Genomic DNA, 13,729 nt, shown 5'->3' with positions numbered 1-13,729 from the left:
TGCGTGCCGATCCGCTCGATCGGGATAAAAGAGGAAAGGAAGCGAAGAACGACAAAAGCGAAAGGCCCCCGAGCGGCAAACCAACTCGAGAGCCCTTGTTCCTTGTAGCGAAGAAACAATAGCCCTCTCTGATTCGGCTGTCAAATCCGAACATCGTAGCTCGCGGTCCAAACCGACTTTGTCCGTCGCTTAAAGGCGAAGGCATGAGAGAGACTGTTGTAACGACGCCTTTTGGGCGGCGGCCGATGACGCTTGGCCAAATTTCAAGGCAAATCGCAGTAAGAGCGGTCAAGCCGGAAGCAGCTGTCCAAAAGTGGCAAGTGTTCCAAAGCATCCGAGAGGCCAAGGAGCCTCTCGGGGCGACTGACCGATCGCTCACGATCCTCAACGCCCTGCTGTCATTCCATCCGGAAACCACACTCGCCGTTGACGCAGAACTTGTCGTCTGGCCGTCGAATGAGCAACTAGCTGCCCGGGCGAATGGCATGCCCCCAACGACGCTTCGCAGGCACATCGCCGTCCTAGTAGATTGCGGTCTGATCATTCGTCGCGACAGCCCCAACGGCAAGCGCTTCGCCCGCAAGGGCAGGGGGGGAGAAATCGAGCAGGCTTTTGGTTTCGATCTTTCGCCGATCGTCGCCCGTGCGCAAGAATTTCGCGAAATTGCTGACGCCGTCCTTGCTGAGAAGAAGGCTTTCCGGGTTGCCAAGGAGCAGCTAACACTGCTTCGCCGGGACATCGTAAAGCTCATCGAAGTTGGCGTCGAGGAGCGAGTTCCAGGTAATTGGAGTAGGATACAGCTAGCCTACCAGGCGATTGTCAGCCGACTGCCGCGGTCAGCGCCCAGACAGGTCGTCGAGGATATTTGCGTTGAACTTCACGCCCTATGCTCAGAAATTCGTGACGTGTTGGAATCTTTCGCAAAAGTTCAGAATGCGGACGCCAATGAGTCCCATTGCGGTCGCCACATACAGAATTCAAAACCAGACTCTACTTTTGAATCTGAATACTGCTTTGGAGAAAGAGCAGAAGCGGGCGGCACCGTTGCAGAAATCGACAATGTGCGGAGCCTGCCGAAACGGGAGTTGCCATTAGGGATCGTGCTGGACGCCTGCCCGGAAATTAGGGAGCTGGCACAAGGAGGGGCAATCCGGCACTGGCGCGACCTGCTGGCGGCGGCGGATATCGCACGGCCGATGCTGGGGATCAGCCCGAGCGCTTGGCGGGAAGCCCGCGAAGCCATGGGCGAGCAGCATGCGGCGATCACCCTTGCCGCGATCTACCAGAAGGCCGGCCAGATCAACAACGCCGGCGGCTATTTGCGCAGCCTGACGGATCGAGCCAAAGAGGGGCAGTTCTCGACCTGGCCGATGGTCATGGCCTTGCTGCGGGCAAAGCTCGATGCGCAGAACTCCAGCGATGATCGCAGTTTGGAAAGGGACCGATCGAATGATGCGGCCGAAGCCAGAGATCGGCTGCAGGTGTCGGATTCGCTGTTGAAGAGCTTAAAGGGCCTGCAGAGGCCAAAATCGCGATGAAGGCCGCGCTGCTACCCGGCGCTGGAGATCAGTCCCGATCGGCGTGCACGATCGATGAGGTTCTTCACGGACGAGGGCGACCATTTCGAGCCGCCGCGTGGGGTGCGCTCGTGCAATCGTTCGAGTTGGGTCGCGATTTCGCGAAGTGTCAGGTTCGGGTTCGACGAATGGATACCGGCGACCAGCGTCATCAACCGATCCTCGGGCAGGCGGGGAGGGGATTTGCGGAGCAATGCGGCATCGGCCATCCGCTCCGCGACCATCCATTTCACGGCGCGGCGAAGACGCTCCGGCGTCCAGTCGAGGCCGCGTTGGTTCAAAACGCGGGCGATGTCGTCCCAGGTGTGATCCGGCCGCATGCGCCGAACGGTAGGAAGCCATTGATTGGCCGTTGCCTGTACGCGTTCTCCGTACGCCGCTCTTTGCGCCGCAGTCATCTTGGCCAGCGCCTTGGGACGCCGTTCCCGGATGCCGGGATTGCCGGGCAGCCTTCCCTTGGATTTTGCCGCCTTGATTCCTGCCTTCGTTCGCTCGGAAATCAGGGCACGTTCGAGCTGCGCCACGGCGCCGAGCACCTGGAGCGAAAACATTCCTTGCGGGGTCGATGTGTCGATCGGATCGCAGAGCGACCGAAAATGCGCGTTCTTCGCAGTCAGATCCTCGATCACCTCGAGCAGATGGCTAACGGATCGTACCAGACGATCGAGCCGAACCACCACGAGCGTGTCGCCGGCGACGATCTCGCGCAGCAGCTTTGCAAGAGCTGGTCTGGCTCGCGAAGCGCCCGAACCGTGCTCCTGGATGATCTCGCTGCAGCCGGCCGATCGCAGTTCCATTTCTTGCGCGTGCGTTGCCTGCTCCTCCGTCGAGACGCGTGCGTAGCCGATCAGGCGGCCCTGTGGTCGACGAGAAATGCGATTTTGCGTGTCAGCGGTCATTTGGAGCGTCTGAGAGGTCGTTAGTTGAGCGGGTTTCCAAATGAAGAGGATACGGATAACCGATCGGTTGCTGGCGCTTCTGAAGCCGCTATTGCCTTGAGCGGAGACGTGGATTATATATCCCAAAGTATCTATATCATTCAGGATATGAAATGACGGAATGGAAGGTCGAGTTTCATGACCGCTTCAAAGGCGAGATCACAGACCTTCCAGCCGATGTTCGGGTCGAGTTGCTCGCGCATTTGGTGCTGCTTCGCGAGAAGGGCTTTCGACTGGGACGACCTGAGGTCGATACGCTCGAAGGCTCCAAACACGCGAACATGAAAGAGCTGCGCGTCAAGGTCTTGAAGGTGCAATGGCGGTTCGCCTTTGCCTTCGATCCGGAGCGGAAGGCTGTGGTTCTCTGCGGTGGCGCGAAGAGCAGTGTGAGTCAGAAACTCTTCTACAAACGCCTGATCGATCTGGCGGACAAACGGTACGACGAGCATTTGAGCGAGTTGGAGAAGAAACATGGATGATCTCGATAAGCTGATACAGACGCTTCCTGAGGACGAACAGCGCGCCATTGCAAAGCGTGCCGACGAGCTTGTCACGGCGCACAATCTGCGTGAATTGCGGGCACTCGCCGGGCGGACGCAGGAAGACGTGTCTGCCGGGACCGGTTTCAAGCAGACCAACGTCTCGAGGCTGGAGAAGCGCGCCGACATGAAGCTGTCGACGCTTCGCGATTATGTCGAATCCCTCGGCGGCACGTTGAAGATCGTCGCGGATGTGGCGGGCAAGAAAGTCGATCTTTCCAGCATCGCAGAGCGCTCCCGACACGGTTCAAAGGTCTGACCGTGCCACCGGTAGGGGAGGGGTGTTTTAGAGCCCGGCCGCTTTAGTGAGATTCACCCTGAAACGGTCGCGCCGACGCTGGTAGCGGCGGGTCATTTCGGCGCTGGCGTGGCCGAGCTGCTTCTGGACATGGCGCTCGTCGACCTCGGCCGACGAGGCGAGGCCGGCACGCAGTGAGTGACCAGAAAACTTCAGCCCCCGCTCGATCTCCGGAAGATCGCCGCGCACGCCGGCCGCCAGCGCCGCCTTCTTGACGAGGCGAGCCACTTCCTGGTCATTGAGCCGATCGGGCCCAACATTTTTCCCCTGGCCGGTCACGCGCCGAAACAGCGGGCCTCGAGCGAGCTTGGCAAACTTGATCCAAGTCTCAACGGCGACAACCGGACAGGTGGCGTCGGACGAACCGCGGCCGATCTCTACCTCCCGCCAGCCGGTCTTGCCGCGCAGCGTCACCAGCATGCCCTTGTCTGATATCTCGATCCAGCCGCGTCCATCCTCGGTCTGGTCGCGGCCGAGGTCGAGGCCGACGATCTCGGAGCGGCGCAGGCCGCCGGCAAAGCCGATCAGCAGCATCGCGCGGTCGCGCAGGCCGCGCAGGGAGCCGCGGTCGAGCGTCTCGAGCATGGCGATCAGATCTTCCGGCAGAAGAGCCTCTTTCTGTCGGGGCGGGGCGGCGTGCCTGTTGCGGATGCCGGCCATCACGGTGGCGATGGCGCGATCCTTGCGATTGAGCGACATGCCGCGCTGGGCGCAGTTCCAGCCGATGGCGGCGAGGCGCCGCTCGATGGTCGAGACACTGTTCGGCGTGCTGCCGCGTGCTGACGTGCCAACAGCACTGCCGGAGGCGCAGGCGGTGACGTAGAGGCCAACGACCTGCGGATCGGGGGGCAGGGGAGAAAGGTTCTGGCGCCGGCACCAGGCCGTAAAATGCTTCCAGTCGGCGGCATAGGCGCGGCGGGTATTCGCCGAGCTCGCGGCCTCGACATAACCGCGGGCGCGATCGGTGAGATCCTGCAGATGAGCGGGCAGGGCAGGGGAAGCCGGCCCAGCCATCGCGCCGTTAGAAATCTCGCCCTCCGCAGCCCTGCTCTCAGACGGAGCAGCGTTCTGCTCGAGACCAGTTTCAGTGTTCTGTGTCAGTTGACCGTTTTTCGCGAGACTGGAGTTCATTTGTTTCCAAAGGATTAGCCGATTCAGATTTCGTGAGACCGTTTCGGTTTCGTTGAGACTGAACTGTCACGCGATTCAGATATGGTGAGATTACCTCCATATGCCAGGCGCGGGAAAGCTATGCGGCGTGATCAGCTTAACGAAGACGAATGGCGGAACGTGCTCCGGCATGCGGACGTTCTGCGGCGGTTGCCGCCGCGCCCCACGGCTGGCGACGTCGCCGACGCAATGGCGGAGCTCGCAGTAAGCCGCGCAACGCTATTCCGCTGGCTAAAGCGGTTCAGGACTGAGGAGTGTGCCGCAGCACTCATTCACCGGAAGCCGGGGCGGCGCGGGGGCATCGACGCTTTTGATCCCGCTCTGAAGACAATCGTCGATCGCAACATTACGGCGTTCTATGCTACCCCGGAGCGCCCGACATTGAGCCGACTGAGGAAGCGCATTGCCGCCGACTGCCGCGCAGAACACTTTCCACCACCGTCGATCAGACGCCTGAAGGGCTACCTTGCGACCCTGGATGTGGAAGCCATGACGCGCCGGCGTGAGGGAAAAGCGCGGGCTGATGCGCAGTTCCTTGCCTTGCCTGGCGAGTTATCAGCGCAGCGTCCGTTGCAACTGGTTCAGATCGATCACACGAAGGTCGACGTGACGGTGGTCGATCCGATTGAACGGCAACCGATTGGCCGGCCGATCCTGACGATTGCCATCGATGTCTGCACCCGGATGGTTTTGGGGTTCCATCTGTCCCTGGAGGCGCCTTCGGTGACGTCGGTGGCACTGTGCCTGACGCATGCGATTATCGACAAGACGCGGTGGCTGGAGGATCGCGGAATATTCCTGGAATGGCCGGCAAATGGTTTGCCAGAATGCATTCATGTCGACAACGGGGCCGAATTCCATGCGCGCGCGTTCAAGCGGGGCTGCGACGACCATAACATCGTTGTCTCCTACCGACCGCCAGGAACGCCCCGGTTTGGCGGACATATCGAACGCCTGATCGGCACGATGATGGGCGCGGTACATCTGCTTCCCGGCACGCATTTCTCCAATGTGCTGGAGCGCGGCGATTACGATCCCGAGGCGCGCGCCGTGATGACGATGCGGGAGCTCGAGGCGTGGTTGGCGTTGGAGATCATCGCCTACCATTCCGACCTGCATCGCGGTATTGGCCGGCCACCGGTGGCGGCCTGGAACGAAGCCAAATCTATGTATCCTCAGCGGCAGGTCTTTGACCCGCTCGCCTTCCTGATCGATTTCCTGCCGTTTGAAGCGCGTGTGCTGCGGCGAACCGGCATCCACCTCAACAACATCTGCTACTGGTCTGACGGCTTTGCACCTTGGATCGGCCGGTGCGAGGACAAGGTTCTGGTTAAATATGACCCGCGGGATCTCCATCGGGTCTTCGTCAAGCTGGGCGACAACTATCTGATTGTCCCAACACGTAATCCTGGACGCCCCGCCATCACGCTGTGGGAGCAGAAGGCGGCGAGTCGCGCGCAGCGAGCCCGCGGCCGGCAGGAGGTCGATGAAGAGACGATCTTCCAGACTATCGCTGCGCAACGTGCACTTGTCGATCAGGCGACCCGCGAGACCACACAAACACGCAGATGGCGTGCGCGGCGTGCTCATCTGCAGCCAAGGCCGGCACTCCCGGCAAGCGTGCCAATGGACGAACCGGTGATCACCTTACCCCACTTTCCAGTCGAGGTGTGGGAATGACGGTCTATCTACATCTCGATCACGCTGTTCAGGCCCACGCCACCATGCCGGATCGCGAACGCATCGAGCATATGAGGGTAGACCGGTGGATCGATTATCCGCGCGCCCGTCAGGCGCTCGAGAAGCTTGAGGAACTGCTTCTTTTTCCTAAGCGCGCCCGCATGCCCAACCTGCTCATTTTCGGGGCATCGGGCATGGGCAAGACAATGATCATTGAGAAGTTCGTCCGCGCCCATCCACCGAGTTTCGATGAAAGTAGCGGCATCCATCACCGGCCCATCATTGCGGTACAGATGGTTGCCTCGCCGGACGAGGGCCGCTTCTATCACCGCCTGCTTTCGGTGATCGGCGCACCGCCGCCGACACGCGCCACGATCGGACAGCTCGAAACGCAAGCGCTCCGACTGCTGCAGGAAACGGCTCCGCGCATGCTGGTCATCGACGAGGTCCAGAACCTGATTGCCGGTACCTATCGCGAGCAACGCCGGATGCTCAATCTGCTGCGCTTCCTCGGCAACGAGTTGCGCATTCCGCTCATCTGCCTCGGCTCTCACGAAGCACGAGATGCGATCCGGGGCGACGCCCATCTCAACAGCCGTTTCGAGCCGTACGGCCTGCCGCCTTGGCGGCACGACGCCGACTTCCATGGATTGGTAGGAGGCCTTCTGCGGTCGTTACCACTGCGCTCGCCGTCCGAACTCACGGACAGCGCACTCAAACGCCTGGTCGAGGTCAATGGCGGCGTCACGGCGTCGATATTCCGGATGGTTATCGACCTCGCCACGGAGGCCATCCTCAGCGGAACTGAGCGGATCACGCCGGCCGCGATCCTCGATCACCGCGTTGCCGCGCCGCCGCCGTTTGCTGCGGCCTGAACCATGAGAGGGGAGAAGGGGAGGGCGCCGCTTCCGATCGTGCCACCGCCTTTTGCGGATGAGCGGCTGAGCTCCTGGCTGACGCGGATCGCCGATGTCTATCTTGTGTCCCTGGACGAACTGCAAGCGCATGTCGGGTGGGCTCGACCCGCGCTGGAGCTCGAGAGGGAACCCGTGCTACCGGACCTGGAGCGCATCGCCGCCGCAACAAGCAATTCGGTCGAGCGCCTACTCGCCATGACTTTTCACGGTTTGCCGTCGCGCTTTCGCGACCTGCTTCGGTCGGAAATCAGGGAGACCTGCCTTGTTTGCTCGCGCGGCATGCAACGACCGCCACGGCTCAGAATGTGGTCGTTCGCCTTCTCCTTCTGGTGCGAGCGACACGGCCAGCCGCTGTTCAACTGCGACACCCGCGGCGTCAGCGCCCTCGGCGATCCTTGGACAGCGCGCAGGGGCGGGGAGATACTCACTCGATGGGCAATGGAGAAGGATACCGCAGCGATGCCCGTCGGGTCGGTTTTGTCGCTGTTGCTCTCGCCGATCCGCAAAGCTTCACCTGCCGCGCCGTGGGAACTGGCCAGATTGCCGTCCTCGCGTCAGCAAGAGTTTTCGGCCCAATCGAAGCGCTTCCGACGTCCTGCCTTGACGATCGTGGTGCCGGAATTCGGGGTTGCAGTGCCGATCTATGATCAGCGACTGCCTTCGCGCATAACCGATGTGCCGGCTACACCATGGGCGGAACGGTACGCGCTTGCCGTCGGCGTCGCCCGCGTGATGAAGAACCCGGCCGACGCGATCGCTCACATCCTCAAGGCCTCGGATGAACATTGCCGGAAGAAGATCACGGTACGAACGCGCAACGCAGTCGGCCCCCTTGCTCATCAACCAACGGAAGAGACCGCCTGACCACTCAGAAGGTCGGAAAGCGAAATATTTCGACCTTCATAAATGGCCGTACAGCGGTTTTCCGGGGCAAGGATGACCCAAGGGATGGAAAAGTGCCGAAGCGCGCCCTGAGTCATCTGTGGCTGAAAGCGAGCCAGCCGCATCTTTGCTGCCGGGGAGGCGTAGGGGAGGGGCGTCACAAACGAACTCGGCAACTCCATTTGGCGGTCTTTGATCTGACCCGGCATGGAATTGTTGAGACTACCGCACTCGAGACGGAAATCGTGAGACTAAGTGACATAACGCTTCTCGGCGCCAGTGCGTCGAAGAAGTGAATTAGATCAACGGCCTAGCGCAGAGGAGGGTGCCTGCAGAAAATGGTACGTCAGGAAGCCACTGCAGAATCTCATCAATTCCGGTCAGCTGACAGTCTTCGTCGATGATTTGGGGCATTTCCTATACAAAGAGCATAATGAACGATAAGGCAATCTTATCGGTCATTACTCGTGCAAGACAAGGTGTGCGGTTAAACGTGAATTGACTGGATAAAAGTGCACAAGCGATGTAGCCTTGCCGGCATGGATTCGCTCGCCCGCACCGTCGTTTCAGCCTCTATGCCGCCGGCCCACCTCCCCGCCTGGGCGCTTCCGCGCGGGCGCGAGCTGACAGAGGCGGATGCTGCGTTTACCGCCGGCATCGCCTTGAAAACGCTTGATGATCTTATTCGAGCCAGTCCTGTCTGGTCGGGCTGCTGGCGCGCGCGACAAGCCCTGAAATGCGCGGTATCTGCTATCCGTCTGACGGGGCGAAACGACGACGAGGCGGCACTCCGTGACGCGGTTCTGCTCACCTCGGCCGACGGTGATCCCGGCCCCGCCGGAAGGGTGTTTATCGCCTACAGAAGGCTCGCCAATCGAAAACCCGGCTTTTTCTCGAAGACCATTGCCGAACTGGCTGAGCTGCTGGGTCTTGCGTGGGATGATCGATTGAAGGCAACCATCGGCCATGCCGAAGACGCATTGCAGTCGGACCGGCCGGCGCCCTTTGCCGCGGCGGATCTCGTTTCGAGGATCTATCGCGACCGTCCGGATGCCGAGCCGCTCGCCTGGGCGCTCGCCGACATGCTGATGGCGGCCCTGCTGAAATGGGAGCGGCCCGTGCCGCTGCTGATGGCCGAGCGTTACGGTCCTGCCTTCCGGACGCTCGGCGGCAGGGGACGGGTGCGCCCGGGCGAGCCCGGCTTTCCGCGCGCGGTCTGCCTGGCGCTGGTCGAAGGAACGGGGGCCGCCTTGCGCTCGGCGAATGAGATTGCCCGGCGAGCCGATCCGCTTCTGGCCGTGGCGCCGAAGGTGCGGACCAAGGGCGCCAGCGCGGTCATCGCAAGACTGCTTGAGGAGGATGCCGTGCCGGCCTCGGCGCCCGGCAGCAATCTGTCGCGCTGGGCCGCGACCCGGCTGTTCGAACGGCTCGAAGGATTTGGCGTCGTGCGCGAGCTCTCCGGACGATCGTCGTTTCGAGTTTATGGGTTGTAACGATGGCCGGAACGAGCGCAACCAAGAGACTTCGTGGAAGCAAATCGAGATCGGAGGATGAAATCCTCTATGACCGGGAACTGGAGGATCTGCCGCCGGACCTGCGCTGGCGGGAATGGATGTTGCGCGTCGAGGCCGTGATTTTCGCCTCGGCCGAACCGGTCAGCCGCGAAACGCTGGCGCGGGTGGTCGGAAAGAGCTGCATCATCGATCTCATCATCGATGATTTGCGCGAGGAACTGCGGTCGCGTCCCTATGACATCGTCGCTGTCGCCGGCGGCTGGCAACATCGTAGCCGTTCGGCTTATGCGTCCGCGATCCGCGCCGCGCAGGCGCCGACGCGGTCCTCTTCGGTGTCGCTGTCGGAGCATGAAGCCGCGGTGCTGGCGGCCATCGCCTATCAGCAGCCGGTAACGCGCGGCGAGCTGTCGAAAATCTTCGGCAAGGAGGTGAGCCGCGACACGATCGCCAGCTTGCGCGACGCCGGCTTCCTCGGCTCCGGTCCGCGCAGCCCGACACCCGGTGCGCCCTACACCTATGTGACCAGCCGGCATTTCTTGTCGGCGTTCGGTCTCGAGACGCTACGCGATCTGCCCGACCTCGAACTGTTGGAGGACGCGGGACTGCTCAGCCGGCAGGCGCTGGAACAAGGCGTCACCGATGAACCTGGTGACGTTTCGGAGGATTGAGTTTTGCGTGCCAATCAGCGTTTGCTGTTTTCCGGCACCCATAGCCGCTCGTGATTGTCTGTCGTTGGCAACTCTCGTCATTCGGCTCTGTGCTTTTCACCGACTCCGAGAATGATCTATTAGCTGATCGATGAAACCATTCTTCGCGCAGTCAGGCTGTGAAAGTTCGGTGGTCGGGTCAAAAAACGCCTTCAGCACATAATAGCTGATCTCCAGTGCCGGGCTCTCCATCGGGACATTTTCAAAACTGTCGAAAGCGTCGGCAAATCGTTGGGCGGCAGGCGGGTGCGTTGACGTGGCTTGCCGAACTTCATCGACGAGCCCGATCCAGATGAACGCGACGCAGATCGCCAAGGTCCGGAACTCACGGTGCATATCGCTCGGAACTTTATGGGGTCAGAACAAGAGCAGGCCGAAATCGTACGCTAAGGTCGAACAAATCCGGAACGATGCCGTAGATTGGATGTGCAACATCCGATCTCTGTGGATTGCCATCGACATGCGCCAATTTTGATTTCTCTGTCCGGCCCGACTCGACAACGCTTCACGCAGATTGGTCATGAATGGGGTCGGGCGATGGCAAAGCGCAAGCTTCTCAAAGATCAAGATCGCCGGAAGCTTGTCGATATCCCGGTCGACGAGGACAGCCTAATCCGCCACTATTCGTTGTCATTGGCGGATCGCCTGGAGATCGAACTGCGGAGACGTAATCACAATCGGCTCGGCTTTGCCATCCAGCTATGTCTGATGCGATACCCAGGTCGAGTGCTTGGAGCAGAAGAAACTCCGCCTCGCGCCATGCTGAAGTATGTTGCTGATCAGATCGGCGCCGCTCCAGACGAATTTGCTCTCTATGCACGTCGTGAAGAAACTCGTCGGGATCATATGGCGCGGCTAATGGTCTATCTGGATACGAGAAGCGCGACGCCGCCAGATCGCCGCGCCGCGCTATTAGCGGCAATTCAAGCGGCGACCATGTCAGACGACGGTGCTGCGATAGCCAGTTCGGCTGTCGCCGCATTTCGCGAACGCGGAGTTCTTCTGCCGGCGATCGACACGATCGAACGCATTGGCCTTGCCGGCCGTGCCATAGCCCGTCGCCGGGCAGAAAAAACTCTGATTGAAGAAATCCCGCTCGATAGGCTTCAATCACTGGATAGGCTGTTAGAGGTTGACCCGTCGATCGGCAAGACGCGCTTCCACTGGCTGCGCTCGGCGCCAGAAGCGCCGGCTGCGTCGAACCTCGTCGGGCTGACCGAGCGAATAGCTTTTCTGCGGCGGCTGGAGATCCATCCGGAACTGCAGGCGCGGGTATCATCCGGACGGTGGGACCAGATGATCCGGGAGGGCAACGCAACGCCGGCCTGGCTTGCCAACGAATTCAACGCCAGCCGTCGCCACGCTCTGATCGTGGCTCAAGTCATCAAGCTTTGCCAGAAGATCACGGACGATGCTGTGACGATGTTCATCAAGCTGATGGGCAAGTTGTTCTCGCAAGCCAATAATCGGAAGAAGCAGCGGCAGATGGACTGCAGAGCGAACACCGCCAAAGCGCTGCGCATGTTTCTGGATACGATCACGGCCCTGCAGTCTGCCAACGACTATGGTCGGAACGCATTAGATGTTCTCGACCAAAGAGTCGGCTGGGACCGGCTGCTTCGGATAAAGCCCGAGCTCGAGTCGATGGTCGACGACAACGAGGCGCCGTCGTTGATCGTAGCAGCCGAGCAATATTCGACCGTCCACAAGTACGTTGGTGCATTCCTTCAGGCCTTCACGTTCCGCTCGGCGCATCGCCACGACCCGCTTCTGGCGGCAATTGCGCTACTGAAACGGCTTTATACCGAGAAGCGGCGGACACTCCCGGATCGCTTGCCGATCACCCACCTCAGCCAAACTGATCGACGGCTTATCTTCGAACAGGGTAAACCCGATCGCCGTCTCTACGAGATCGCCACGCTCGCGGCTTTGCGAGACCGGCTTAGATCTGCGGAGATCTGGGTCGATGGCAGCCGATCTTTCCGGCCCATTGATGAGCATCTGATGCCGCGGTCGACATTCATCTCGATGAAGGAAGACGATCGTCTCGGTTTGGGGGTCCAGAGCGACGGCGCGCAGTGGCTTGCCGAAGCGCGTCAGATGCTCGACTTCAACCTGACGCGTCTGGCGCACAGAGCACGATCTGGAAAGCTCGAGGGAGTTCGTCTCGAGGCAGGAACCTTGATTGTCACACCAACCGCCAGCGAAGTCCCCGCAGCCGCCGAGGAGCTGAATGCCGAGATCAGCGACATGTATCCGTTGGTGGAGGTTCCCGACTTGCTGAGGGAGGTGCATGAATGGACCGGCTTTGCAGATACATTCACGCATGTTCGCACCGGCGACGTTCCGAAAAATGTCTCTGCCATGCTGGCGGGCGTCCTGGCGGATGCGACCAATCTCGGGCCGAAGCGAATGGCTGGCGCATCCAAGGGGATCAGCGCTCATCAGATTGGGTGGATGCGCACATTCCATGCTCGATCGGAGACTTACCGCGCGGCGCAAGCATGCATCACCGATGCCCACACCCAGCATCCACATTCCCGCCTTTGGGGCAATGGCACAACGTCATCGTCCGATGGCCAATTCTTCCGTGCGAGCGATCGAGCTGCAAAGCGCGGCGACATCAACTTGCATTACGGCAGCGTGCCCGGATCGAAATTCTATAGCCATCTGTCAGACCAGTACGGCTACTTCAGTATTTTGCCCATCAGTCCAACCGAGAGCGAGGCGGCCTATGTGCTCGATGGGCTCTTCGATCAGGACACGGTCCCAGACATCCAGGAGCACTTTACCGACACGGGCGGTGCCAGTGATCATATCTTCGGGCTGTTCGCCTTGATCGGAAAGCGGTTCTCACCGCGACTGCGTAATCTCAAAGACCGGAAGTTCCACACGTTCGACAAGGGCGATGCACATCCGGCGCTGTCGAACCACATCGGGGCGCCGATCAATGCCAATCTGATCATCGATCATTGGGACGATCTGCTCCATCTCGCGGCGTCGATCACGACGCGGTCCGTGGTCCCGTCTACGATACTCAAGAAACTGTCCGCATCTCCGAAGCAAAGCCATCTTGCGAGGGCGCTCCGCGAACTCGGCCGTATCGAGAGGTCGCTCTTCATGATCGAATGGTACTCAAGTCCGGCACTACGGCGGAGATGCCAAGCGGGTCTCAACAAAGGTGAGGCCGCCCATAAGCTCAAACGCGCTGTCTTCTTCCACGAGCGAGGCGAGATTCGCGACAGGTCGTTCGAGAGCCAAGCGTTCCGCGCCTCTGGTCTCAACCTCGTCGTCAGTGCGATCGTCCATTGGAATACCGTCTATCTCGACCGTGCAATCACACAGCTGAAGCGAGCGGGTCGAGACATTCCTGATACTCTGTCGAAGCACATCTCGCCGCTCAGTTGGGAACATGTGTGGACGGCTCCTGCGGCACAGGGGTGATTCATGTGATATCTCGCGGTCGATTGCAATCATGTGTCCGGCCTACTCGCGCGACCGCACTGG

11 protein-coding genes and 1 pseudogene are annotated in these 13,729 nt (G+C 60.6%); 9 read left to right on the top strand and 3 right to left on the bottom strand.

Going from position 1 to position 13,729, the window contains the following annotated elements:
- Positions 1 to 203 precede the first annotated feature (203 nt).
- Entirely contained in the window at positions 204 to 1,538 is a 1,335-nt protein-coding gene (repC, locus tag IG197_RS32605; protein ID WP_192321194.1) for a plasmid replication protein RepC, read from the top strand.
- Between the two features lie 11 nt (positions 1,539 to 1,549).
- On the opposite strand, the gene IG197_RS32600 is transcribed toward repC, so the two are convergent.
- Positions 1,550 to 2,476, bottom strand: coding sequence for a recombinase family protein (locus tag IG197_RS32600; RefSeq protein WP_192321193.1), 927 nt, complete (start codon positions 2,474 to 2,476; stop codon positions 1,550 to 1,552).
- A gap of 152 nt (positions 2,477 to 2,628) precedes the next feature.
- Here IG197_RS32600 and IG197_RS32595 point away from each other — a divergent pair, with 152 nt between their 5' ends.
- Positions 2,629 to 2,994 carry a type II toxin-antitoxin system RelE/ParE family toxin gene (locus IG197_RS32595; protein WP_192321191.1) on the top strand — a complete coding sequence of 122 codons (366 nt, stop codon included), beginning with the start codon at positions 2,629 to 2,631 and terminating at the stop codon, positions 2,992 to 2,994.
- Positions 2,987 to 3,313, top strand: a complete 327-nt coding sequence (locus tag IG197_RS32590) for a helix-turn-helix transcriptional regulator (RefSeq protein ID WP_192321189.1) — start codon at positions 2,987 to 2,989, stop codon at positions 3,311 to 3,313. Before IG197_RS32595 ends, IG197_RS32590 begins: the two co-directional genes overlap by 8 nt.
- A 27-nt stretch (positions 3,314 to 3,340) precedes the next feature.
- Here IG197_RS32590 and IG197_RS32585 read toward each other — a convergent pair whose 3' ends face one another.
- Positions 3,341 to 4,366, bottom strand: coding sequence for a site-specific integrase (locus IG197_RS32585; RefSeq protein ID WP_371746617.1), 1,026 nt, complete (start codon positions 4,364 to 4,366; stop codon positions 3,341 to 3,343).
- Positions 4,367 to 4,603: 237 nt separating this feature from the next.
- On the opposite strand from IG197_RS32585, the gene IG197_RS32580 reads away from it, so the two are divergent.
- The 5 genes from IG197_RS32580 (at position 4,604) to IG197_RS32560 (ending at position 10,183) form a co-directional block, all read left to right on the top strand.
- Complete coding sequence (locus tag IG197_RS32580) at positions 4,604 to 6,202, top strand: Mu transposase C-terminal domain-containing protein (RefSeq protein WP_192321185.1); 1,599 nt, start codon at positions 4,604 to 4,606, stop codon at positions 6,200 to 6,202.
- Complete coding sequence (locus tag IG197_RS32575; RefSeq protein WP_192321184.1) at positions 6,199 to 7,077, top strand: TniB family NTP-binding protein; 879 nt, start codon at positions 6,199 to 6,201, stop codon at positions 7,075 to 7,077. The genes IG197_RS32580 and IG197_RS32575 overlap by 4 nt, the downstream gene beginning before the upstream one ends.
- Before the next feature lie 3 nt (positions 7,078 to 7,080).
- Positions 7,081 to 7,983 (top strand): TniQ family protein, encoded by a 903-nt coding sequence (locus IG197_RS32570; RefSeq protein ID WP_192321183.1) that lies wholly within the window; start codon positions 7,081 to 7,083, stop codon positions 7,981 to 7,983.
- Between the two features lie 557 nt (positions 7,984 to 8,540).
- Positions 8,541 to 9,494, top strand: coding sequence for a DUF1403 family protein (locus IG197_RS32565; RefSeq protein ID WP_192321181.1), 954 nt, complete (start codon positions 8,541 to 8,543; stop codon positions 9,492 to 9,494).
- A 2-nt stretch (positions 9,495 to 9,496) separates the two neighbouring features.
- Entirely contained in the window at positions 9,497 to 10,183 is a 687-nt protein-coding gene (locus tag IG197_RS32560; protein WP_192321179.1) for an SMC-Scp complex subunit ScpB, read from the top strand.
- Between the two features lie 96 nt (positions 10,184 to 10,279).
- On the opposite strand, the gene IG197_RS32555 is transcribed toward IG197_RS32560, so the two are convergent.
- A complete protein-coding gene (locus IG197_RS32555; protein WP_192321177.1) occupies positions 10,280 to 10,537 on the bottom strand; it encodes a hypothetical protein in 258 nt (85 codons plus the stop codon).
- Between the two features lie 222 nt (positions 10,538 to 10,759).
- Between IG197_RS32555 and IG197_RS32550 the strand changes: the two are divergent.
- Positions 10,760 to 13,639, top strand: a pseudogene (locus tag IG197_RS32550) (Tn3 family transposase); the annotation flags it as partial.
- Positions 13,640 to 13,729: the final 90 nt, after the last annotated feature.

The sequence above is a fragment of the Aminobacter sp. SR38 genome (genome assembly GCF_014843375.1).
In the GTDB taxonomy this organism is placed as follows: domain Bacteria; phylum Pseudomonadota; class Alphaproteobacteria; order Rhizobiales; family Rhizobiaceae; genus Aminobacter; species Aminobacter ciceronei.
This window is presented reverse-complemented; position numbering and strand designations above follow the sequence as displayed.

Bases quoted from the DNA above. Each gene is read 5' to 3' on its own strand.
- IG197_RS32575 (WP_192321184.1), top strand. From the start codon at position 6,199: ATGACGGTCTATCTACATCTCGATCACGCTGTTCAGGCCCACGCCACC.
- IG197_RS32600 (WP_192321193.1), bottom strand. From the start codon at position 2,476: ATGACCGCTGACACGCAAAATCGCATTTCTCGTCGACCACAGGGCCGC.
- IG197_RS32595 (WP_192321191.1), top strand. From the start codon at position 2,629: ATGACGGAATGGAAGGTCGAGTTTCATGACCGCTTCAAAGGCGAGATC.
- IG197_RS32560 (WP_192321179.1), top strand. From the start codon at position 9,497: ATGGCCGGAACGAGCGCAACCAAGAGACTTCGTGGAAGCAAATCGAGA.
- IG197_RS32590 (WP_192321189.1), top strand. From the start codon at position 2,987: ATGGATGATCTCGATAAGCTGATACAGACGCTTCCTGAGGACGAACAG.
- IG197_RS32565 (WP_192321181.1), top strand. From the start codon at position 8,541: ATGGATTCGCTCGCCCGCACCGTCGTTTCAGCCTCTATGCCGCCGGCC.
- repC (WP_192321194.1), top strand. From the start codon at position 204: ATGAGAGAGACTGTTGTAACGACGCCTTTTGGGCGGCGGCCGATGACG.
- IG197_RS32580 (WP_192321185.1), top strand. From the start codon at position 4,604: ATGCGGCGTGATCAGCTTAACGAAGACGAATGGCGGAACGTGCTCCGG.
- IG197_RS32570 (WP_192321183.1), top strand. From the start codon at position 7,081: ATGAGAGGGGAGAAGGGGAGGGCGCCGCTTCCGATCGTGCCACCGCCT.
- IG197_RS32585 (WP_371746617.1), bottom strand. From the start codon at position 4,366: ATGGCTGGGCCGGCTTCCCCTGCCCTGCCCGCTCATCTGCAGGATCTC.